Origin of the sequence: Chryseobacterium shigense (assembly GCF_900156575.1) — a bacterium.
GTDB classification, from domain to species: domain Bacteria; phylum Bacteroidota; class Bacteroidia; order Flavobacteriales; family Weeksellaceae; genus Chryseobacterium; species Chryseobacterium shigense.
Map to the genome: position 1 here is coordinate 24,251 of NZ_FTNY01000007.1, position 22,560 is coordinate 46,810.

Consider the following 22,560-nt stretch of genomic DNA (forward strand, 5'->3'; position numbering starts at 1 on the left):
CACTCTTAAAAAAACACAAAATTACGATAGAGAAGTTCAATGGATTCATAGGTTATTCAATACAGAAAAAAAGGGGTTGTCCAAGAAGGGCAGCTTCTTTTTGTTTTTTAAAAGGATTTGAAAATTTTAGGAAAAGTTTAAACGATACATGAAATAATCCGGATATTGAAAATGCTATTTGATGATTTCCAGGTCTCTGAAAATGGATTTTGTAATTTCTTTTCTGCAATTTCCAAAATTGGCTTGATTCAGCTTTCTGTCCTGGAGAAGTCGGGTCGCAAAAAAGTAAGTGCCGTTAGCGTTCTCTACATAACCGATCCACCATCCGGTATTCATTCCCCCATCTCTGGTCCAGCCTGTCTTTGAGTGAATGGTATATTCTGCATTTTGCTCTGTCAACATTACTTTTTTGACTATATCGATATGCTTTTTAGAAAACGGTAATCGGTTCATATAAAAATTCCTTAAAAATTCCACCTGTTGAAGGGGAGAAATGGCAAAATGCCCGAAATTCCAAAAATCAGCATCAGTCTGCGACAGATCAAGGTTGCCATATCTGCTTTTAGATAAAAACTTTATATAATTTTTTTTTCCTATTTTTTTCGCCAGCTCTACGAAAACCCAACCTGCTGACAGTTCAAAAGCTTCTTTCACAGGCATATCGTGATAAATATCCGGTCGATACCCATACCTTATCGTATCAGTTTTTCCAGGCCATTTTACGATATCAGTTTCACTCGCAATCGTTTGGGTTTCCAGAGCAATCAGCATGTTGATGACCTTAAAGGTGGACGCTGGAAGCGTCTGTTTTCTTACATCAAGAGTATCTGATACGATCCACTGATGTTGGTGATTATCATAAACCGCGATGGAACCATCGGTATGACATTCATTAAAATATTTTTTAAAATCACGTCTTACAACGATAGATTCAGTGAGTGGCGAGGTTTTAGCATTGTGTTGTGCGTAGGTTGAAACAAAGGAAAAATTGGAAATCATTAAAATTATTCCTGAAATCAGATTTTTTATACTTATTTGATGATTCATGGTGGCTATGATATGGTTTCAAATTAACGCTTTATTTTTAATATTGACAGGGTAGAAACGGAGGTTTTACTTCCACAAATTTTCAAATCCCAATTCCAGAATTTCTTTTAGGGTAAAAACCACATCTCAAACGAACTGCCTTCTTCCTGTGCATGATAGATAAGGTAGCCCCGGTGAGCTTCCATAATGCTTTTAGAAAGCGTTAGACCAATTCCGGAGCCTCCGTTTCTTGTGGTGAAAAAAGGAAGAAATATTTTATTTTTAATCTCATTGGTTATACCTGAACCATTGTCTGTTAAAGTTAAAATAACCCTGTTGTTTTGAGACTTTATAGATGTTGTGATCATCTTGTCTTCCCTTTCAGAGAGCGCAGATATAGCATTGAGATAAAGATTGATCAGGCTTCGTTCAATCATTTTAACATCTGCAAAAACGAAATGCTCTTCCAAATCTAAAACAATTTTAATATGATTCTTTTCAAATTCGTGTTTTAAAAAATCAACAGCAGATTCTGTAATTTTTTTCAGCGATACATTTTTAAAGATCGGCTTTGGAAGTTCAGCCACCTGCCGGTAATTATCAACGAAATTGAGGAGCTCTTTTGATTTTGAAGTGATGATCATCAGACTTTCTTTCATTTCTTCCTGATCTTCCTTACTCACCGTTTCCTGGTTACTGATATATTCAAGATTCTGGATAAGACTGTTCACCGGAGTGAGGGTATTTAAAAGCTCATGAGAAATAACTTTCATCAGGTTGTTCCAGGCCAGTTTTTCTTTCTGCTCAATGATTTTCTGAACAGATTCTAAGGTGATGATGTAAAAACTGTGCTGAACATTTTTCACTTGTTTTGTTCTCAGAGAAAAAGACTGTTTTGCATTTTGGCGGATAGAAATATCAAGAAACTCCTGCGAGCTTTCATAATTCGTCTCTTCAATTATCTTGTAAAATTCAGGAATTTTAGTGGCATAAAGTTTCCATGAATGATATTTTGGAATTTCAAGTATATTGAGGAAGATAGGATTTACATAAAATACTTTCCACTCCTTACCCGTATCAGATAAAATCATCAGGCCTGTATCTATTTGATCCAAAATGCTTTCATACAGAAGTTTATAGGAAGACAAAGAAAGATGTTCATTCTTACTCTGGTAATACAGCCGCACACTGCTGCTCATTAATTCGGAATTTTCTTCTCTGGGAAATAAGGAAAAATCTTTTTTGATGATGGATTGAATAATTTTCTCCGTTTTTGAAGTTTGAGATAAAAATGCAGAATTCGTCAAAAGGATTAAAATCAAAGTCAGGGTCGAAAAAAGAAGCACATTAATCCATTTTTCCAGAAGGAAGAAATGATAGCTTGAGATTCCGCAGACGATAGCCAGGGAAATATAAATCAACCAGATGTAATTATTTTTGCTCATTGACATGTAAATATAGATTCAATTATAATCCGAACTTTTCCATTCTTCGGTATAAAGCAGCTCTTGAGAGTCCCAGGTCCTCAGCGGCAGCAGAGATGTTACCCTGATGCTTTTTCAGTGCTTTTTTAATAAGCATTTCTTCCATTTCTTCAATATTCAGATTTGTGATCGTGCTTTCCTGCTCCTCCAGCTGGGGCATCAACAGCTGAAGGCTTTTGTCATTGGATAAAATCACACTCCGTTCTATGCAATGATCCAGTTCACGGATATTTCCCGGCCATGGATAATTTTTTAGCTGAGATAACAGGTTTTCGGACAACTCTAAATTCGGCTTGTGGTATTTCTGTTTGTAGCGTTCCAAGAAATAGACAGCCAGAATATTGATGTCTTCCTGTCTTTCCCTCAAAGCAGGAATATGTATTTCCACGGTATTGATTCTGTAATACAAATCCTGACGAAAACGATTCTCCGCCACCGCTTTTTTCAGATTCTCATTCGTTGCAAAAATAAAACGTACGTCCAGCATTCTTTCCTTTGTCTCACCAATTCTGGAGAGTTTTCTGTTTTGGATCAGACTCAGCAATTTGGTCTGAAGCTGAAGAGGAAGATTGCCAATTTCATCAAGAAAAACAGTTCCGTTCTGCGTATTTTCTATTTTTCCGGCATAATCCTGATGAGCATCTGTAAAGGCTCCCTTTTTATACCCAAACAGCTCAGCCTCAAAAAGATTTTCAGAAATACTTCCCAGATCTATATGCACAAAAGGCTCATTTTTTCTGTCAGACTGCTCATGAATAGACTCTGCCAAAACATATTTGCCAGTTCCGTTTTCCCCCAAAAGAAGAATATTGGCATCTGTAGGAGAGACTTTTTTTATTTGATCAAGAATTTCCTGCATTTTAAGAGAATGACTCTCCAGCTGATACTGATTGCTTTTTTGATTGATATTTTCCCACTGACTTAATTTCTTATTTTTCCGTGAAAGATCTACCGCCAGATTGACAGAAGCATACAGTTTTTCGTTATTCCATGGTTTGAGGATAAAATCAGACGCTCCTTTTTTTAACCCTTCAATCGCTAATTCCACTTCGCCATAAGCGGTCATCAGAATCACAGGGAGCTGTGGTTCAAGGGTTTTTATCTCATTCATCCAATACAGGCCATCCTGGCCATTCTCAAATCCTTTCCGGAAATTCATATCCAAAACCACAGCATCGATCTGATGTTCAACAATGAATTTCAGAATTTTTGTGGGATGGCTGAGACAGCTGACCTCCGAGAAAAATTTCTTGAGCCAAATCCTGGCAGAAAATAAAATATCTTCATTATCATCTACAATCAATATATGGGCTTCTTTTTTACGCATATCACTTAAATAAAATTAATTGAATAGGGAACTCATCACCCAAAATTAAAGCGTAAGTGTTCATTTTCGCACAAAAAGTGTCCGATAATGAACAGTTTTGACCAATGGCTTTACTGCTTTATTTCAGATTGTCAAAGACTTACGAAATTATAATTTACTGGCATCTGGATTGTGTAATTAATTGTAAGCAAACGAGTTATCTTAATATGGATACGAAAATAGTAAAAAAGAAATCTAAATTGAAAATTGTTTTAGTCGGATTGACAATTATAGTGGCAGGATCACTGTTCAGTCTGTATTTTCTCAAGCAGAAAAAAACGTATAATATTTCCGCAGAAGACATTCAGATGGAGGAAGTCACCCGGGGAAAGTTTGAAGATATGCTGATGCTCACCGCGCAGACCCAATCTTTAAATTCCTCTCTAGTCAATGTTTTGGAAGGAGGGGCCATCAAAGAAATATTTGCCGAAGATGGACAGATTCTCACCAAGGGACAGCCTATTGCACAAGTGTACAACCCCAATACAGAATTTAATTATCTGAATCAGGAAACAGGAATCATGCAGCAGATCAGCCAGATGAGAAGTACACTTCTTGAACTTAAAAATCAGGAATTCGTTCAGGATAAGGAATTGCTACAGTCTCAGAATGATTACAATACGGCTTTACAATCATTTAATTTGCAAAAGCGGCTGTATGAGGCTCAAATCGGAAAAAAAACAGATTATGACATCAGCTTGCAGAATCTGAATTACCAGAAACAACGAAAATCAATTGTAGAAAGCGGAGCCTTTAATGAAAAAAGATCCAGAAGCTCACAAATATCTGCCGTTAATTCCTCTATCAGTCAAATGGAAAAAAGTCTTCAGATCCTGCATTCCAATAAAAACAATTTTCTGATCATGGCTCCGGCTTCGGGAAGATTGTCATCATTTAATGTGTCAATAGGTGAAAATCTGACCACCGGACAGAGTATTGGTAAAATAGATTTGATGGATGGCTATAAATTAGTAGCAAAAGTAGATGAATACTACATCAATAAGCTCCAAAACGGCATCAAGGGGAGTCTGGATAATGACGGTAAGCAGTATAATGTGGTCATCACTAAAATTTTACCGGAAGTAAAAGATGGGCAGTTTTCCGTAGAACTTAACTTTACAGATGTGAAACCGCAAAATCTGAAAATAGGGATGACTTTTGGCGTTAAACTTAAACTTTCCGCAGATACCCAGAGTATAATGGTTCCTAAAGGCAATTTTTATAAAGAGACCAACGGAAAATGGATCTTTGTTGTCAAAGGAAATAAAGCAGAAAAAAGAAACATTGTTTTGGGCCGCGAAAATCCTTTATTTTACGAAGTAGTTTCAGGATTGAAAAGCAGTGAAACAGTGATTACATCTGACTATTCAGATATCAAAAAATACGAAATCCTTGAGATTAAAAATAAAAAATAATTAACCTTCACCTTTAAATAAGAATCAAAATGATCAATGTTCAGAATCTTTCTAAAATCTACAAAACTGAAGATGTACAGACCAATGCTTTGAATAACATCAGTCTTCATATCAAAGAAGGGGAATTTGTAGCCATCATGGGCCCTTCAGGCTGTGGAAAGTCTACATTCCTAAATATTCTTGGCCTGCTGGATGATGCCTCTACAGGCTCTTACAAATTTGCAGATGTAGAAACTGTAAAAGCAGGAGAAAAAAAGAAATCCGCTATCCGGAAGAAAAATATAGGTTTCATTTTTCAGAATTTTAACCTGATCGATGAGCTGAGTGTCTATGAAAATATAGAATTGCCATTAATTTATAACGGAGTTTCCTCTTCTGAAAGAAAAAGAAGGGTAGAGGAGATTATGGAGCAAATCAATATAGGTCATCGTGCAAAGCATTATCCGCAGCAGCTTTCAGGAGGTCAGCAGCAAAGAGCGGCCGTGGCAAGAGCTCTGGTTACAAAACCACAACTGATTCTTGCCGATGAACCTACCGGAAATCTTGACAGTTCCAACGGAAATGAAGTGATGAACCTTCTCGCAGAGCTTCACAGGGAAGGCTCCACCATTGTAATGGTAACGCACTCTTCTTATGATGCTGGTTTTGCTTCCCGAATTGTCAATATGAAAGACGGCGAAATATTTAACGAAGAACATGCTTCCCAAAGAAGAGATGTTTTTGAAAAAGCGGATGCTCAGGAGCTCCAGTAATTGTTTCATTTTTTAACTCATTATATTGTCAAAACTAGTAACCGTGGAAGCTCACCTTCCTTGATGTCAGGTGTATTTTCGACCTGAATACGGTTGGAAATACACCTTCATCACCTACAAAATTATACGATCATGCTAAATAACTGGCTTAAAATAGCTTTCATCAATTATAAAAAAAACTGGTTGTCTACTGCAATCAATTTATTCGGACTTACAGTGGGGCTTACCGGCTTTATGCTGATTCTGCTGCATTGGAATGATGAAGAATCATTCGAAAAATGGAATCCTAAAAAAGATCAAATTTATTATTTCCAGAGTTACTACAAGACAGATAATTCTTACGGTAATAATATCTCTGTTCCTATGGCAAGACGGGCCAAAGAAGTAATTCCGGGAGTAGAGGATTATGTTTTGTTCAATGGTTCGGGAATAGGCCTTAAAATGACCACCAAACAAAAAACCGTCTTCCAGCAGGAAGGAATGACTGCTACAGAAAGTTTTTTTAAATTCTTTCCTTTTAAATTGGTGCACGGAACTTATAAAAACGCTTTAAAAGGAGAGGGGGTTATTGCATTATCCACTACTGCGGCTAAAAATCTTTTTGGCACCACCAATGCCGCAGGAGAAAGCGTCAAATTTGATGGCAAAAACTATGTGGTAACCGCTGTTTATGAATTGCCGAAGGACAACAGCCAGATTAAACCGGAGTTTATTATCAACCCGGTAGATCAGATTAAAAATGATGAAAAGAATTGGGGGAATTTCAATTATGGCTGCTTCTTTATGCTTAAAAAAGGAACCAGTATTCCCGATGTACAACAGAAATTTTTAAAAGAGATTTTCGAGTACAGAGCAAAGCTGGACAAAGACTCCTCCGGAATGACGCTTCAGCAGTATCTGGATCTGTATGGTCCTACCGGCAGTGTGTTTACTCCCCTTGATGAAGTAAGGCTTCATGCAAAAGCATCCTGGTTTGGAAGTCCGGATTTCAAAACGATCATGATATTGTTTACGCTTTCTGTTTTAATTGTTGTTTTATCAGCCATCAACTTTATCAACCTGAAGACCGCCCAAGCCTCTCAGCGTGCCAAGGAAATCGGAGTAAGAAAAGCCATAGGCAGCACAAGATCCAATCTGATTGTTCAGTTTTTGATGGAAACCTTTGTGATTTGTATTGCCTCTTATTTACTTTCACTGGCTTTAACGGAGCTTCTTTTGCCAAGTTTCAACAAGTTTTTTGATAAAGAAATGAAAATGGATGACTGGCATATCTATTGGGATTCTTTTGTTATGGTCATTTTGGTAACCTTGATCTCAGGATTGATTCCCGCATTGTATCTGTCCAACTTCAAAGCGATAGAAACCCTCAAAGGAAATTTCGCGAGAAGCAAACACGGAATCTGGCTCAGAAACGGAATTCTGACGCTACAGCTGGTAATTTCCTCATTCTTCATTATTGGCGGACTGATTGTGAATCAACAGGTGAAACATATGATGGACAAAGACCTGGGATACAACGGAAAACAGATTTTGATGATCAACTTCAGTGAGCCGAATTCAAAACCATGGCTGAAGTATGAAAGACTTAAAACAGAGATGAGCAAAATTCCTGGCGTGGCTGAAATTTCTTATGGAGAAGTAGTTCCGGGAAGCAATAGATCCAGCAGTTCAAATGTTGATTTTATGGATAAAAGTATTCAGGCTCAGCATGGATCCATGGATTACAATTACCTTCAGTTTCTGAATGTGAAACTTAAAAAAGGCCGTTGGCTGGACCAGAATCTTTCATCTGATACCGTTAACAATGTTTTAGTCAATGAAGCTTTTGTAAAAAAATTCGGATGGAATGATGATGAGGTTTTTAAAAATGAAATCCGTCCGGGATTTGATAACAAAAAATATAATATTGTAGGCATTGTAAAAGACTTCAATATCAGAAGTTTGAGAACAGCCGTAGAACCTGTTATATTTTTTCATTACAAGGAAACAGAATGGAAAAGGTTAAATGTCTATAATATTCAGCTTAAAATAAAACCTGATGATATGGACGGTACCCTGAAAAGAATTAAAAAATACTGGTCTGGTTCAGTAGAACCAGGATACCCTTTCGACTACTTCTTTGTTGATCAGAAATTTGCCAAAACCTTTGAGAAATATAAAAAACAGCAGACTCTTTTCACCATTTTGAATGCAATGGTACTCATGGTGGCCTTATTAGGATTATTCGCATTGTCTTCATTGATGATCGAACAGAAGCTGAAAGATGTAGCGATAAAAAAGACGTTGGGAGCTTCAGATGGAATTTTAATTATGGGACTCACAAAACAATTCCTATGGATCACGCTTACTGCTGTTCTTATAAGCATTCCGATCAGTTATTATCTGATGAACGAATGGCTGAACGATTTTGCTTACCGTATTGATATGCCGGCTTCACCATTCATTATAAGTCTTGTTACTCTGCTTTTCTTAACCTTTGCGGTCGTAAGCATTAAAGCTTATAAAGCGACAAAAGTAAGTCTTGTAAAGTATCTTAAATATGAATGATCGCCATTCTGACTACTTGTTTTTCTTTAAAATAACCTGAGTTTGGGATAAGATATTTTGTTTTTGGCAGTGCCGGAAAGCTGGGAGCGGATTCTCTAGCTTTCTGCCTGCACCTTAAAGCCTAAGGCCCTGAATCATAATTTTTTTAATCTGGATTCAATTTAAATTCATCTTTTACATGAAAAATTTTATTTTCATATTTTTTTTCGGGCTGTTTCCTGCTCAGCAATCCTGGAATCTTCAGCAGTGCCTGGATTATGCTGCAGCCCATCATCCGCTGGTAAAACAGGCAACGGTAAACATTCAAAAAAATGATCATCAGATCGCAGCCTCAAAAGGAATGTTATTGCCTTCTGTGGAAGCTGGAGTAGATCACAGTTATAGTTTTGGATCTTCAATTAATCAGTCCAGTAATCAGAGAGAAGTACTCAATACACAATACGATCAGCTGAAGGCTCAAGCCAATATTGAGCTTTTCAACTGGCGTAATTATGTGAATATTTCTCTTTCAAAGCTGAACAAAGAAACCAGTTCTTACAGACTTAAAAAGGCTCAGAATGATGTGAAGCTGAACATTGTTCAAAATTTCTTTCTTTATCAAAACAGTAAAAGCTGGGTTGATGTGCTGGAAACTCAGATTTCAGGGATGCAAGAACAAATTAAGAGAACAGAAAAAGAAGTGGAAATAGGAAGCCGTTCAAAAAGTGATATTTACGATATAAAAGCCAATTTAGGAACATTACAGGAACAGTGGGTTACCGCAAGAAATCAACGTGATCTGGCTAAAATCAATCTTCTTAACGCTTTAGCCGTCACTCAGGACTCTGTAGATTTTGTGATGAGTAATGAGGAGGTTTTGGCAGAAGAAAACTTTGATCATACTGATTTTACCAGGAAACTGTTGGAAAATAATCCTGCCTATCAGACTGTTCTGGCTGAAATCAAAGCTCAGGAAAAAGCGGTAAATCTAGCAGCCTCAGCGTATTTACCAACCCTTAACGGAAGCTACAGCTGGTCTACTTTTTATAATAAATCTTTAAATAGTAATGCTTCTACCGTCAGTTTTTCAGACCAGTTCACCCAAAATAAAAACCAGTCGGTGTTTTTTGGACTTAATATTCCGGTTTTTAATAAGCTTCAGGTTAAAAACAATGTAGAAATTGCCCGATTGAATGTCATCAATTCCAATTATGATAAAGAATTGATTGTCAACAACCTCACCCAGACCATTAATTCCATAAAAACCCAATTTTTAAATGCTCGGGAAAAGTATACGCTTTTAGAATCCAATTTTGAAAACCAGAAACTCTCTTTTCAGAAATCAGAAGAAAAATACAAAGAAGGACTCATGGATGCATATACCTTCTTTATTGTGAGAAATAATTGGCTTCAGGCTAATTATAACCTGATCAGCAGTAAAAATGACGTCATTCAGCAAACGGAATTGCTGAAAGTACTAAAGAACGGATTGTGAAAATTTACACAGGAAAATAATCTCCACCTTTCCTTGTTGCTGAAAGGCCTGAGAATAATAAAATAAGTGAAAAAACTCCGTCTGCTAAAGGGTTTTGAAAATAATTACATAATTTCGCACCATGAGAATATTTCTTTATGCATGGGTATGCTTCCCCCTTTCATTTTTCTCACAGACGGTGGCAAAGGTAGTTGGGATTTCAGACGGAGACACCATCACGGTTTTATTGGATGATAATGTACAGAAGAAACTTCGGCTCGCAGAGGTAGACTGTCCCGAAAAGCTACAGCCGTTTGGAAAAAATGCCAAGCAGTTCACATCAGATCAGGTTTTTGCTAAAAACATCAGATTTACAGAAACAAATAAGGATCGATATGGACGATCCATAGCGAAAGTATATTACGATAACGGGAAGTACCTTTCAGCTGAAATCATAAAAGCAGGATACGGATGGTGGTATTATAGTTACTCCAAAAATGCAGATCTTGGAAAAATGCAGGAAAAGGCCAAAACCAAAAAACGGGGGCTATGGCAGGATAAAAAAGCGGTTTCACCCTGGGATTTCCGAAAGGAACAACGTGAAAAAGCTAAGGCAAAACGACTTCAGAAACAGATGGAACAACTTTCTTTGATGGACGCCAAATAATCTAAGGTTTGGCACAATCAGCAGAGCATTATTGTAGCCTGTTTTCATGTCATTTCAAAGCAAACCATTTCGTTGTATATAAAAACAGAAACCGCTGCTTTTTGAGCAGCGGTTTCCCTATAATAAACATAATAATAAACTAAGATTCTGTCTTTAACAGTCCGAAACTGGACGTGGCGGGTTCTTTTCCGAAGAGGCATGAAAAGATATTCTGGAACTCATGAATGTATTTGCATCGGATGGAGTTGCCGTATATTTTCAAACCTTCCATTATTTTTTTTGAACTCAGGTCAAAGTCATATTTAATAAACGTTTCGGGTCTTTCATAACGAATTCTCTGTTCTGAAATATACGTTCGTAAAAATCCAAACTTTTCAAGCCATTCCTCTGTAATCTGGATCGGTTTAATAGAGTCTGCCGGAACTGAAATACTATGAAAATCATTTTCAATTTTTACAAAATAATCATGGTTTGCCCCATGAAATATTTCAGTAATGGTGTAAGTCTGATTTTTGTAATCAACTAAGTTTTTAATTTTAAGATCTGCTGCGTTCATAATATTGTGAGTTAAAAAGGTGTGGTTACCTAGGTACTTGCAAATATTATGCCCAGCATTATAGTAAAAACATTCCGCTTTTGAATATTTTGTTAATTTTTTCCATCAATAATGAATTATATGTTAAAATATTGGGGTTTTTTCTTAAAATTAAGAGATAATAGAAAATAAGTGTGGTATCTGTGTGGTATTTACTATAATGTTAAAGAACTTTAATATCTTTTAAATCCTGATTTCTGGCAGCCAATACAAATGATACGCTTACAGAAAATAACAGAACCGTTATAAAAATAGTCCAGGAAAAAGCGTGAAGAATATATCCGGTACCCGTTCCAAGAATGCTGGATCCAAAGTAATAAAAGAGCCAGTAGATAGAGGTGGCGGAAGATTTTCCCTGCCTCGCATGCAACGCTGTCATCTGGCTGGCCATCGTATGAGCCGCAAAAAAAGCCAGGGTAAACAAACCCAGCCCGAAAATAACAATGTAAATATTCTCTGAAAGCAACAACACGGTCCCGGACATCATAAAAAGTACAGAACCTTTCAGGATAAAATTGCGACTGAATTTTGTTGATAATCTACTCGTAATCATCGTACCGAATACTCCGAAAATATACATTAGAAATATAAAAGCGATCACAAAATGGCTCAATGAAAAAGGCTGATCTTCCAATCTGAAAGTCAGGTAATTGTATACACTTACGAAAGTACCCATCAGCAATGCTGCAATAAAATATAGACGAAGCATGTAAGGATCTGTAAAAAAACGCCCCATTTGTTTTACCTTGAGAGAATAATCTGTTTTCTGAGGATGGAAGAATTGAGATGTAGGAAACAGTTTCCAGAAAATAATACCCAATATAAGACTTTCTATTCCAATGATCAGCACCGCATTTCGCCACCCGAATTCCCCGGCTAATACCGTTGCCATTATTCTTCCGCTCATTCCGCCGATGGTATTCCCACTGAGGTACATGCTGATAGCAAGTGCAACCACAGAAGTATGAACCTCCTCCGTGAGATAAGCAAGAGCAACCGCCGAAACTCCGGATACCACGAACCCTTTTAAAACTCCCGTTGCAATAAGCAGACTGAGGCTCGGCATCAATGCTGAGGCAATGGTGAGCAAGGCAGAAGAAATCAGTGAAAAAGTCATTAGATTTTTTCTGGAATAGCTGTCTGCCTTAAAAGCAAAAAACAACAGTCCGGCAGCCATTCCAATGGTTGATGAAGATACGAGCAAAGAACTGTTTCCTGCGGTGGTTTTGAAATAGTCAGCCACGGTAGGCAGCATCGGCTGAAAAAGATAAAGCTGTGCGAAAACGGAAAGCCCCGAAAAGAAAATACAAAGTTTTATAGATCGGAAACGCGCGCTTCCTTTTTTAGCTTTTTCAGATAAATCCATGATTTTTTACGATTAAACCCCCTGAGGTTTTTGTAGAAATTAAAGTCTTGTAAAGTTCATGATATTTTTTCAATTCCGAAAATGCTTTGGTCGATAATGGGTATTGGTGATCCCCATCATTAATTTATTTTACTGATGTATTCCGAAGGAGTAGTTCCTTCAATCTGTTTAAAAACCCTGTTGAATGTAGACTGATTAGAAAATCCGGCTTCAGTGTAGACATACATCAAAGTGACCCTTTCCAGATCATTTTCATCAAGGAGCTTTTTTACACAGTTGATTCGATACAGATTGAGATAATTGCTGAAATTCGGATACCCCCTGTATCGGATGGCTTTTGAAATATAGCTGCTGTTGATGTTCATTTCTGCAGATAATTTAGAAATATTGAAGTTTACATCCTTATACAAATGTTTTTCCTTCATTAAAATTTCAATTTTTTCAAACAGCTCCTCTGAAAAAGTATCGTGTTCCATCAAAGAAGATACGGGTTTTTCTTCTGTTTGTAATTTTTCTTCTATTTCATTATAAATTTCCACCCGTTTGATCTTATCTTTAAAATAGAGCAGCAGTGCTATCACAGCCACATTGCATATCACCAGAAAAGTATCACTTATTCTGATATCTTCAGGACTCTGTTTTGGGAAATTAAATACGAAGCTTTTGTTGATCAGGTAGCCCATCATAATATGGAAAAGCACATAAAGGCTATAAATGATGACATACTTTCTTGTGAAAAAAACATACGCTGCCAGCGGAATAGGAATCAGCCATACAAAACCTGCTACAGAATAATTCCAGAAAGCCAGCATAATATAAAAATTATACACAGAAGCCGAGATCATATACATATGTACCAATGTATTGACCGAATAGTTTTTGCGGACAATAATGTAGGTATACGTCATGAAAAACAGTCCACCATACAAATACCAGGAAATAGCTTTGTAAGGAGTAATAAAAGTGAACTTCAAAGCAAACAGAAAAAGAATGATTGCCATTAAAATAATGTAATAGTGGATCAGTTCTCTTTTGTATCGTTCGATTTTCTCAGCTTTTAATTCTTTTGTGGCGGTCATTTATGTTCTAAGGATAATTAAATTTTATTTTAATACCTATATGAGCAGTCAGGTATCAAAAATTGACTGGACTGGATTATGGTTATTTAAAAATTGGTATGATCTCTTGCTTTTCATTTGTTATTGACAACGTGCAGAAAACCTTGCACCGGATTCGTTAAAAAAATCAATAGCAAATGATTTGTCCTGTTATAAAATAATGTCCCGACCATTTTTTTCTGTATAAACACAAGGACAAATATAATTAAAAATGAATAAAGTAAATGATCTCCAAACATCTTTTTACAGGAGTTTCGGCAGGCTCTTACGTGAAATAGATACCATCTGAAATTACTTTGTAAATTGCTGAAAATCTGAAATATGGAGGGGTGATACTGGTGTGTGATATCTTCAGGCATAAAAATAAACTTCATTCCGATGAAAAAAGATTACAGGGAAAATAGGCGAAGGTGATCAGGTAAATAAGTGCAGCTTTGTACCGGGACCGTATCTTGAAAGTACAATATACGATCCCAATTGCTGAACAATAAAAAGCTGTTATCAGAAGGATTTCTTAGTGCATCATTTCATGCACCTTGATAAGTTCTGCGATATTGGAAACATTGAGTTTTTTAAAGATTCTCTTTTTATAGGTACTTACGGTAGACATCTGGATCTCCAGTTTATTCCCGATTTCAAGATTTCCGGTGCCGCTGGCCAGAAGTGTGAAAATTTCATATTCACGGGAAGACAATTTCTCTGCAGGATTGCTTTTTTTATTCTGGATAATAAGCCCGATGAGTTCAGCTGGATAATAGTAGCCTTTCTCTATGACCGATCTTACGGCTTCTTTAATTTCTTCCTCACTGCTTTGCTTATTCAGATAGCCTTCGGCTCCTTCTCTGATATACTGGATGGCAACATCCTTGTCGTATCTGGAAAATACAAGGATTTTTAAACTTTCCTGTATGCTTTTAAGTTCAGGGATCATTTTTTTATATTTGGTCCCCTGCATATCTATGTCCAAAAGAAGAAGATCACATGGGTGGGCAGACAGATGGTTTTTTATCTGATCATAATTTTCTGCAAAATCTATTTTAAGTTGTGGATAGGCGGAATCTAAGACTAAGGCAGTTCCTGCTCTTACTACATAGTGATCGTCTGCAATTAAGATTCTTTCATTCATATAAAATGGTCTTTAATAAGAGTTATTTCAACAATACTTCCATGAGAATGGCTGGACGTAAAATTCGTTTTTGGCAGAAGGGTACACATAGGCCGAATTCAAATTTTTCCCTTTAAAATCAGGATTTTCAAGATTTGGATTGTTCAACAGGCTGGTGTAACTATTGAGCTGTTCAGAAAGAATTTCCGTTCCCGTACTGGTGGTTATTGGGGTTAGTTTTTGTTTTTTTTTGATGAGATGAATTTTGAACATTCCATAAGACCTCTTTTGTAGAGAACAGGTGCTGTAGGAAACTTTTTCGGACACATAGCAATGACGCCCTCTGACAAGGGGTTTTGTGCTGTTGTGCAGCAATCCGTTATCAATAGTGGTCCACGTAAAAGTATGACGCTGTCCGTAAGTATCTAAAAACAGAATGACAAAAAACAATGTCCAGGTTTTCATATAGGCATAAATGATCTATGCTTTCCGTTTGATTAGTCCGGAAATTTATTAATAATAGTCATTGTACAAGCCGAAGTTCTTCTAAAGAGTGGGAATAACTGAATATATTTCTTTTTCATTATTATGTATGTGTTTTGTGTCTTGTCATTAAACAGGCGGGTAATACGCTGTAAAAATAGTGATTTTATGCACATGAATTATTATAATTATTGATATTTGATATGAATTTTATCCGTTAAAAAAAGAATATTTGACGGAATTTTTTGTAGATTAAATTCTATATTCGATAAAATTTCAATCTATGGAGTTTATTTCCTTAGTGTTTGAAGAAATTTTGTTTCTGTAGCGGAAATGTGAACAAACCGATAATCGTGAATGTTCTGAAGGTAGAATGATCCAGTACTATATTCTGTTTTTGATTTTACGTAAACAAAATAACATAATCCTCTCCAGCACGGAATCAATAGCTGATCAATGGAAGCTCGTAATTACAGGTACCTTCTCAGAGTAGGTAAGCAAAAAAAAACCTCCCCAAAAAAGGGAGGTGAATAAAAATTGACTGTATATTGAATTAAAACTCAATCGCTATTTGTTGTTTTCAAGCCATTTTAGCCTGCGCTGATCCGGAAGATGTTTCACTTTAAAACCTTCAAAGACCGCTGTAAAACCATTTCCGTCCGGACATGCAGCCATAAGGCCTACCATCACCGGAGTGTTGTCCTGAAGATAGGCATTGCGCATCATGACGTAGTTTTTATCATCAAAAGAATAAAATACTTCCACAGCATCAAGTCTTCGTATAGCTTTTATCCATACGGCAGAAGGCGCTTTTTCCAGTGCAATCACGCTCCAGTCGCTGGTTCCGTGGGTAACCACCGTACTCAGGTTGTATTTTCCGTCTACAAATTCAATACCTGCCTTGATGTAATTCTTCTCATCTGTTCTCAGCATAAGGCCCATCTGGTCAAATCTTGCTTTGTAATTTCCGCTGATTTTTACTTTTGCCTCAAATTCTCCACCATACGTCGTATAGTAAAAAGGCGCATCATCTACGGTGAATCCATAATGGGAAATTCTCCAGTAATCACTCTGGGGAGTAACTGACATCGATAAACTGTTGTTTTTAATCTCCCATTTCTCAGGTTCATTGAACCAGTTCATTTTTTCCAATGTCTGTGCAAAGGTCTTCTGGACCAGGAAAATAGCACAAAAACTTAAAACCAATTTCTTCATTTCTCTTTAGCTGCGTGTAAATTGTTACTTTAGCAAAAGTATTACTAAACCCCTATTCTCCCAATACTGATAAATAACCATTTATGGAAATCATAGAAAAACTGAACAGCCGGCTTCTGCATACAACAGCCGGACAATGCCAGCTGGATGTAGAAGTATATAAACAAAGAGCGTTGACCTATGCGCAGATGGAAGGCACTGTGTCTGTATTAAGCGATATGCAGGCTGATAAAAGCTATGTGTACAAATCAAAGACGGCATTTGAATTGGGTTTAAGCATGGAAGAGAATCCCGCAGAGATCAATTCTATCTGGGAAGAGGAAATCATTAAAAAAATACATCCCGATGACCGGCTCAAAAAATACATTCACGAAATGCGTTTCTATGAAATGATGGAGTCTCTGGATGCAGAAGTCAGAGCAGAATATGGTGTTCTCTCCAAAATCAGGATGAAAAATAAAGACAATCAATATCAATTGGTGAAACACCGGATGTTCTATATTTACTCTCCTGATAACGGAAAACTGAGATTCGCCTTCTGCCTTTATCAGTTGGCTCTCGATCAGGCACTTCCTATGGTTTCCAATTTTATGATTATTAACACGACACGAGGGGAGGTGGTCGTCAAAGATAAGCTGGATTATCAAAACATTCTGTCCAGAAGAGAGCTTGAAGTATTAAAATATGTAGGTGAAGGCTATGCCAGTAAACAGATCGCCGAGTTCCTTTCGATAAGTATCAACACGGTAAGCAGACATCGCCAGAACATCCTTGAAAAACTGAACGTGAAGAATTCCGTGCAGGCATTTAAAGATAGTTTTTATTAACAGGGCTCAGGATCAGTTTTTTTAATGATGGCAGAAAGCTTGAATCCGGAAGGAAACAACCGCTGATCTCAGAAAACGTCACATCTGTTATATCATTTTTTATATTTTATATTTTGAAATTTTGCCCCGATGAGCTGTCAATACTTTAAACTTCTATCAGTTTTCAGCCCATTAATAACAGATAGTTGCAGCGAAAATTCATGAATACATCCTGCGCTGGCAATAAGAAACTAGCTCAGGATGTTTTATCGTTCCGGTGAGGTCTATGTTCAGCCTTTAGATTTTTAACCGGATAAAACAGATCTTCTCTTTCGATGAAAACGTCCGAAAAGTTCACCCTAATTTTTTTTATACTTATCTTTAATTTTATAGATTGAAATTTTTCTGAAAATCAATTAGAATCAAACGATGAAAAGAAGTGAAGAAATTACCCTGCAGTATTTTGCCTTTCTCGATAAGCATATTAACGATGTGATTTCCGGGATCGTTCCTGAATTTATGGAGCTCAATGAAATTGCCGCTGAGCTTGCTGTTTCTCATCAACACCTGACGGATACTGTGAAAAAGGAAAAAGGGGAGCATCCATGTTTTTTTTATGATGAAAAGATCATTCATGAGGCCAAGGCAATGATTGCAAAATCGGATCAGTCCATCGCAGAAATTGCAAGAATGTTTACCTATGACCCTTCCAATTTCTCCAAATTCTTTAAAAAACTAACGGGTATCACACCGGGTGCATTTAGAAAAGATAGTCAACTAAAATACTAAAAATATCCACGAAGTTCTGTACAAGAAATAGTGAAAAATCAAAATGAAGGTCGTTTTGAGACTTTAATATTTTAAGAAATTTTAACATCCTGAATTTAAAGTGAAAAATAATATTTTAATAATGAGGCGATTGTGAAAGTAATGGCCTTTTTTTTATGATTTATTAATTTATATTGATTTATTGTTGTGTTTTTTTTGTTAAATTTAACTTCATTTAAAAAATAACTAACCATAAAACTTTGTTATTGATGTCTTCATCAACTCAAATAATTTGATTATCAGATTATAACGTTAATCTATTATATAGTGTATAATATTTAATATAACAGATGGATTTTACAAGCTTTAAATAATCATATATTTGTTTCTTCAAACAACTAACACTAACAACTAACACTAACAACATTAAGGATGAGTATCGATTTTGAAACAGCAACTTTTAAAGATTTTGAGAATATCTCGGATTATGATATTGCTCAAAGAGCGAATTATTTTTATGAATTTCTGGATCATATGACCGCTAAAGGTCACATGAATTACCGATTGAAAAATACTTCGGGAACCAATGCGACATTAAACATTAATATTGCCAATCAAAGCAAAGAATATGTAAGTTTTGTGTCCAGCGATTATTTAGGATTTACACAACATCCCAAAGTAAAGCAGGCCGCCATCGATGGGATCGAAAAATATGGGACAGGAACCGGTGCGACACCTCTTATTGGAGGATATTTTGATTATCATTATGCATTAGAAAGAAAAATAGCCGGTTTTTTTGGCAGAAATGAAGACGAAGCTGTCATCTTTACCACAGGGTATACTGCCAATAGTGCCACTTTACAAATTCTCATGCAGAAGGAAGATATCGCTATTTTAGACATGGCAGTGCATGCCAGCGTACACGAGGGATGTGTTTTTACAAATAAAAAAACGTTTCCACACAATAATTTGGAAGCTTTGGAACACATTTTGAAGATATCTGAAAATACGTACCGTACGAAACTTGTTATAGTAGATGGAGTATATTCTCAGGATGGTGACACTTCGCGCATCAGCGAGATATATGATCTGGTTAAAAAGTATAATGCTTATCTCATGGTAGATGATGTGCATGGCGTAGGAATTTTAGGAGAAACCGGAAGGGGAACTCTTGAGAATCCTGGCCTGATGGATAAAGTGGATTTCATTACTGGCACATTTAGCAAAACTTTTGGTAACTTGGGGGGATATGTTATTACCAATAAAAAAATAGCATCATTCCTTAAATTCCAGTCGAGACAACAAATTTTCTCAGCAACAGCGCCACCTTCTTCTGCGGGAATAGTTAAAGCTATCGATTTGATTGATGAAGAACCGATCTGGAGACAAAGACTCTGGGATAATATCAATTATTTCAAAAAAGGTCTGGACGATTTAGGTCTGGATACTGGTATTACATGCTCAGCCATTATTCCTGTAAAAATAGGAGATCAAAGCAAAATGTGGGATATCGGTAGAATATTAATTGAAAAAGGAGTGTATACCAATCCTATTATGTACCCCGCAGTAGCAAGAAAAGACGCGCGCATCAGAATGAGTGTGACAGCAAGACATGAGAAAGAACATCTTGACAAAACACTCAATGTATTTGATGATATAAATAAAAAAATGCATATTGCGAAAAAATAATAAATTATGCCTAGAAAAGTAGTGCAAGGGCCCATCAGGGACAAAGAAAAAACAAAACAAAAATTGCTTGCAGCAGTTGGTAAAATCTTGAGAGTAAAAGGATACTCAGGTCTTAAAGTAAGTAAGATCGCTGCAGTAGCCGGTTTCGATAAAAAGCTGATCTATGAGTACTTTGGAAGTACCGATAAGCTTATTGACGAATATATAAGATCTCAGGATTATTGGAGTAAATTCAGTCCGGATATTAAAGAAGAACAGGAATCTTCTAAAGGTAAAGAAGCCCTGACTCAGGGAATCCTTATGCAATTTGAAAACCTGAAGAAAAATAAAGAACTTCAAAAAATTATTCTTTGGGAACTTTCTGAAAGCAAACCGATACTTAGAAAATTAGTAGAACAGAGAGAAGCGGTAGGAGCCGATTTATTCGGAAATGTTACCGATCCTTATTTCGGAGACGGAGCAAAGAGATTCAGAGCAATTATTGCTTTGATCGTTTCCGGAGCGTATTATCTGAACCTTTATCCTGCCTATAACGCAAGTGAGTTTTGTGGTCTTGATATGAAGAGTGAGGAAGGAAGATCTGAGATAGAAAAGGCCATTGTGGATCTGATAGAATTTGCCTACCAAAAAAAATAATGATTAAAAGTTTTCCAATTTTACCGAAAATAAATTTTTTGTTGATAATTTGAAAACTTTTAATTTTCAGATTAAAACTATATTTCTTATTTTTGACCAATGGAAAATTTTATCGTATCTGCAAGAAAATATCGCCCCCAACAGTTTGACACTGTCGTAGGGCAATCTCACATTACAGATACGCTGGAACACGCTATTGAAGAAAATCAGCTGGCTCAGGCCTTACTTTTCTGTGGTCCACGAGGGGTAGGCAAAACTACCTGTGCAAGAATTCTTGCCAGAAAGATCAATGAAAAGGATGGTTCTGTTTCAGAAGACGGTTTCGCCTACAACATCTATGAACTGGATGCGGCGTCCAACAATTCCGTGGATGATATCAGGGAACTGATAGATCAAGTCCGCTTTGCGCCTCAGGTAGGTAAATATAAAGTCTATATTATCGATGAGGTGCACATGCTGTCTTCTGCAGCCTTCAATGCTTTTCTTAAAACACTGGAAGAGCCACCCGCTCACGCTATTTTTATTTTGGCGACTACAGAGAAGCACAAAATAATTCCTACCATTCTCTCACGTTGCCAGATTTATGACTTCAAGAGAATTACAATAGAAGATATTCAGGGACATTTAAGAAACATCGCTCAGAAAGAAAATATCCAGTATGAAGACGATGCGCTTTATCTGATTGCACAGAAAGCGGACGGTGCTTTAAGAGATGCACTTTCCATTTTCGACCGGCTTTCTACTTTTTCCCAGAAAAACATCACACTGGCCAAAGCTGCCGAAGTTCTCAATATTCTGGATTACGACCAGTACCTCAATATTGTGGACCTTGCCAAGGAGAATAAAATTCCCGAAGTCCTTTTTGCATTTAATGATATTGTCAAAAAAGGTTTTGATCCCCATATCTTCATTGCAGGATTAGGAAATCATTTCAGAGATCTGATGATGGCCCAGAATGCAAGAACCATTGAACTTATTGAAGTCGGGGAGAGGACCAAGGTGAAATTTGTAGAGCAAAGCCAGAAATGGAATGCCCAGCAGCTCATCGACGGCGTAGAGATCTGCAACCATGCGGATATCAATTATAAAAACTCCAAGAATCCAAGACTTACAGTCGAAATTGCTTTAATGCAGCTGTCCTCCCTGACAGCTAATTTAGGCGATACTAAAAAAAAAAGTTCCTAATACTGGCCCCGTTTCTCAGTGAGAAACAGGAAGTGAGGATCGTTCCGGAAAAAGCTCCGGAGAAAAAAGCAGTACAGGCAGAACAGCCTGCTCAGCCTGAAACCATTCAGGAAACTACCGTGAAAACAACCAAACCGCTGTCAAGGCAGGGGATCTCTTCAGGCTTTAGCATCAATTCTTTCCTGAACAAGGAAGAAAAAGAAGTAAAAGAAGAAACGGTAGCGGTAAAAACAGAAAGCCTTCCCAAAAACCATTTTACGGAAACAGATCTGCAGATGGAATGGAACCTTATGCTGAAGCAGCTTCAGAAACGAAGCAGTTTTATTTTCAATGCGGTAAAAGCATTTAAGCTGATCAAATCTGGAGAAAATACCATTAAAGTTTTGTACCCTTCAGATTCTGCCAAGGTGGAATTTGATAAAATCGCCGGAGAATTCTTTAATCATTTCAAGACAAAGGTTCACAACCATGCCATTGAAGTAGATTACCAGCGCGACTTTGATAGCCTCAAGATTGAAGTTGTTACCAAAAGAAAAATATTCGAAAAATTTATTGAAAAAAATCCAATTTTAAAGGATCTTGACGATCTCATGAAGTTTGATCTGACATAAGTTTTTGTATTTATCACAATTTTTTTTTGTCAGACTGAGTTTTTTTATATCTTTGTCAAATAATTTTGTGAAAAATAACTTTTTGACAAAAACAAATTAGATTTAAAAAGCTAAACAAACAGAAGTTTCAGAACTCAAGTGGAAAAATTATTACTCCCATATCTGTCTCATTTTGCACCCGCTAATTACTTTAGCGGTTATTTTAGTTTTTCTGCTTTCTATTATAGAAATTTCAGAACGTATTATCGATTTTATTGGTACTGCTAACTGAAT

The 22,560-nt window shown here is 36.6% G+C and carries 20 protein-coding genes; 11 read left to right on the top strand and 9 right to left on the bottom strand.

All coding sequences use genetic code 11. From position 1 onward, the window contains the following. Nucleotides 1-174: 174 nt before the first annotated feature. From BW964_RS19955 to BW964_RS19965, 3 genes are all read right to left on the bottom strand, one after another. Nucleotides 175-1,035: a penicillin-binding transpeptidase domain-containing protein gene (locus BW964_RS19955; RefSeq protein ID WP_449384818.1), complete on the bottom strand. Its 861-nt coding sequence runs from the start codon at nt 1,033-1,035 to the stop codon at nt 175-177. Between the two features lie 119 nt (nt 1,036-1,154). Beyond that, on the bottom strand, nt 1,155-2,471 hold the full coding sequence (locus BW964_RS19960) for a sensor histidine kinase (protein WP_076509963.1): 1,317 nt from the start codon (nt 2,469-2,471) through the stop codon (nt 1,155-1,157). 22 nt (nt 2,472-2,493) lie between these two features. Continuing rightward, entirely contained in the window at nt 2,494-3,837 is a 1,344-nt protein-coding gene (locus BW964_RS19965) for a sigma-54-dependent transcriptional regulator (protein ID WP_076509965.1), read from the bottom strand. A 206-nt stretch (nt 3,838-4,043) separates the two neighbouring features. Here BW964_RS19965 and BW964_RS19970 point away from each other — a divergent pair, with 206 nt between their 5' ends. From BW964_RS19970 to BW964_RS19990, 5 genes are all read left to right on the top strand, one after another. Further along, the gene (locus BW964_RS19970; RefSeq protein WP_076509967.1) at nt 4,044-5,291 is read left to right on the top strand and encodes an efflux RND transporter periplasmic adaptor subunit; all 1,248 of its coding nucleotides are present in this window, start codon (nt 4,044-4,046) and stop codon (nt 5,289-5,291) included. Between the two features lie 29 nt (nt 5,292-5,320). Then, nucleotides 5,321-6,043, top strand: a complete 723-nt coding sequence (locus BW964_RS19975) for an ABC transporter ATP-binding protein (protein WP_076509969.1) — start codon at nt 5,321-5,323, stop codon at nt 6,041-6,043. A gap of 132 nt (nt 6,044-6,175) precedes the next feature. Further along, on the top strand, nt 6,176-8,590 hold the full coding sequence (locus tag BW964_RS19980) for an ABC transporter permease (protein WP_076509971.1): 2,415 nt from the start codon (nt 6,176-6,178) through the stop codon (nt 8,588-8,590). A 178-nt stretch (nt 8,591-8,768) separates the two neighbouring features. After that, nucleotides 8,769-10,064 carry a TolC family protein gene (locus tag BW964_RS19985; protein WP_076509973.1) on the top strand — a complete coding sequence of 432 codons (1,296 nt, stop codon included), beginning with the start codon at nt 8,769-8,771 and terminating at the stop codon, nt 10,062-10,064. Between the two features lie 121 nt (nt 10,065-10,185). Next, a complete protein-coding gene (locus tag BW964_RS19990; RefSeq protein ID WP_076509975.1) occupies nt 10,186-10,710 on the top strand; it encodes a thermonuclease family protein in 525 nt (174 codons plus the stop codon). Between the two features lie 139 nt (nt 10,711-10,849). Here the strand turns inward: BW964_RS19990 and BW964_RS19995 are convergent, their stop codons facing one another. The 6 genes from BW964_RS19995 to BW964_RS20025 all read right to left on the bottom strand — a co-directional run bounded on the left by BW964_RS19995 (nt 10,850) and on the right by BW964_RS20025 (nt 16,592). Then, nucleotides 10,850-11,266: a hypothetical protein gene (locus BW964_RS19995; RefSeq protein WP_076509977.1), complete on the bottom strand. Its 417-nt coding sequence runs from the start codon at nt 11,264-11,266 to the stop codon at nt 10,850-10,852. 202 nt (nt 11,267-11,468) lie between these two features. Further along, entirely contained in the window at nt 11,469-12,671 is a 1,203-nt protein-coding gene (locus BW964_RS20000; RefSeq protein WP_076509980.1) for an MFS transporter, read from the bottom strand. Between the two features lie 119 nt (nt 12,672-12,790). Beyond that, a complete protein-coding gene (locus BW964_RS20005) occupies nt 12,791-13,750 on the bottom strand; it encodes a helix-turn-helix domain-containing protein (RefSeq protein WP_076509982.1) in 960 nt (319 codons plus the stop codon). 553 nt (nt 13,751-14,303) lie between these two features. Continuing rightward, on the bottom strand, nt 14,304-14,915 hold the full coding sequence (locus BW964_RS20015; protein WP_076509986.1) for a response regulator transcription factor: 612 nt from the start codon (nt 14,913-14,915) through the stop codon (nt 14,304-14,306). A gap of 27 nt (nt 14,916-14,942) precedes the next feature. Next, nucleotides 14,943-15,359, bottom strand: a complete 417-nt coding sequence (locus BW964_RS20020; protein ID WP_076509988.1) for a hypothetical protein — start codon at nt 15,357-15,359, stop codon at nt 14,943-14,945. A gap of 585 nt (nt 15,360-15,944) precedes the next feature. After that, a complete protein-coding gene (locus BW964_RS20025) occupies nt 15,945-16,592 on the bottom strand; it encodes a DUF1349 domain-containing protein (RefSeq protein WP_076509990.1) in 648 nt (215 codons plus the stop codon). An 83-nt stretch (nt 16,593-16,675) separates the two neighbouring features. Here BW964_RS20025 and BW964_RS20030 point away from each other — a divergent pair, with 83 nt between their 5' ends. From BW964_RS20030 to BW964_RS22765, 6 genes are all read left to right on the top strand, one after another. Then, entirely contained in the window at nt 16,676-17,419 is a 744-nt protein-coding gene (locus tag BW964_RS20030) for a response regulator transcription factor (protein ID WP_076509992.1), read from the top strand. Nucleotides 17,420-17,827: 408 nt separating this feature from the next. Continuing rightward, nucleotides 17,828-18,187: a helix-turn-helix domain-containing protein gene (locus BW964_RS20035; protein ID WP_076509994.1), complete on the top strand. Its 360-nt coding sequence runs from the start codon at nt 17,828-17,830 to the stop codon at nt 18,185-18,187. 411 nt (nt 18,188-18,598) lie between these two features. Continuing rightward, complete coding sequence (locus BW964_RS20040) at nt 18,599-19,855, top strand: aminotransferase class I/II-fold pyridoxal phosphate-dependent enzyme (protein WP_076509996.1); 1,257 nt, start codon at nt 18,599-18,601, stop codon at nt 19,853-19,855. Between the two features lie 6 nt (nt 19,856-19,861). After that, nucleotides 19,862-20,491, top strand: coding sequence for a TetR/AcrR family transcriptional regulator (locus tag BW964_RS20045; protein WP_076509998.1), 630 nt, complete (start codon nt 19,862-19,864; stop codon nt 20,489-20,491). Between the two features lie 99 nt (nt 20,492-20,590). Then, nucleotides 20,591-21,676 (top strand): DNA polymerase III subunit gamma/tau, encoded by a 1,086-nt coding sequence (gene dnaX, locus BW964_RS20050; protein WP_076510000.1) that lies wholly within the window; start codon nt 20,591-20,593, stop codon nt 21,674-21,676. A 32-nt stretch (nt 21,677-21,708) separates the two neighbouring features. Beyond that, nucleotides 21,709-22,287, top strand: a complete 579-nt coding sequence (locus BW964_RS22765; protein WP_228432183.1) for a hypothetical protein — start codon at nt 21,709-21,711, stop codon at nt 22,285-22,287. Nucleotides 22,288-22,560: the final 273 nt, after the last annotated feature.

Bases quoted from the DNA above. Each gene is read 5' to 3' on its own strand.
- BW964_RS19990 (WP_076509975.1), top strand. From the start codon at position 10,186: ATGAGAATATTTCTTTATGCATGGGTATGCTTCCCCCTTTCATTTTTC.
- BW964_RS20015 (WP_076509986.1), bottom strand. From the start codon at position 14,915: ATGAATGAAAGAATCTTAATTGCAGACGATCACTATGTAGTAAGAGCA.
- BW964_RS19970 (WP_076509967.1), top strand. From the start codon at position 4,044: ATGGATACGAAAATAGTAAAAAAGAAATCTAAATTGAAAATTGTTTTA.
- BW964_RS20045 (WP_076509998.1), top strand. From the start codon at position 19,862: ATGCCTAGAAAAGTAGTGCAAGGGCCCATCAGGGACAAAGAAAAAACA.
- BW964_RS19995 (WP_076509977.1), bottom strand. From the start codon at position 11,266: ATGAACGCAGCAGATCTTAAAATTAAAAACTTAGTTGATTACAAAAAT.
- BW964_RS20020 (WP_076509988.1), bottom strand. From the start codon at position 15,359: ATGAAAACCTGGACATTGTTTTTTGTCATTCTGTTTTTAGATACTTAC.
- BW964_RS19975 (WP_076509969.1), top strand. From the start codon at position 5,321: ATGATCAATGTTCAGAATCTTTCTAAAATCTACAAAACTGAAGATGTA.
- BW964_RS19960 (WP_076509963.1), bottom strand. From the start codon at position 2,471: ATGAGCAAAAATAATTACATCTGGTTGATTTATATTTCCCTGGCTATC.
- BW964_RS20030 (WP_076509992.1), top strand. From the start codon at position 16,676: ATGGAAATCATAGAAAAACTGAACAGCCGGCTTCTGCATACAACAGCC.
- BW964_RS20035 (WP_076509994.1), top strand. From the start codon at position 17,828: ATGAAAAGAAGTGAAGAAATTACCCTGCAGTATTTTGCCTTTCTCGAT.
- BW964_RS19985 (WP_076509973.1), top strand. From the start codon at position 8,769: ATGAAAAATTTTATTTTCATATTTTTTTTCGGGCTGTTTCCTGCTCAG.
- BW964_RS20005 (WP_076509982.1), bottom strand. From the start codon at position 13,750: ATGACCGCCACAAAAGAATTAAAAGCTGAGAAAATCGAACGATACAAA.
- BW964_RS20040 (WP_076509996.1), top strand. From the start codon at position 18,599: ATGAGTATCGATTTTGAAACAGCAACTTTTAAAGATTTTGAGAATATC.
- dnaX (WP_076510000.1), top strand. From the start codon at position 20,591: ATGGAAAATTTTATCGTATCTGCAAGAAAATATCGCCCCCAACAGTTT.
- BW964_RS19965 (WP_076509965.1), bottom strand. From the start codon at position 3,837: ATGCGTAAAAAAGAAGCCCATATATTGATTGTAGATGATAATGAAGAT.
- BW964_RS19980 (WP_076509971.1), top strand. From the start codon at position 6,176: ATGCTAAATAACTGGCTTAAAATAGCTTTCATCAATTATAAAAAAAAC.
- BW964_RS20000 (WP_076509980.1), bottom strand. From the start codon at position 12,671: ATGGATTTATCTGAAAAAGCTAAAAAAGGAAGCGCGCGTTTCCGATCT.
- BW964_RS20025 (WP_076509990.1), bottom strand. From the start codon at position 16,592: ATGAAGAAATTGGTTTTAAGTTTTTGTGCTATTTTCCTGGTCCAGAAG.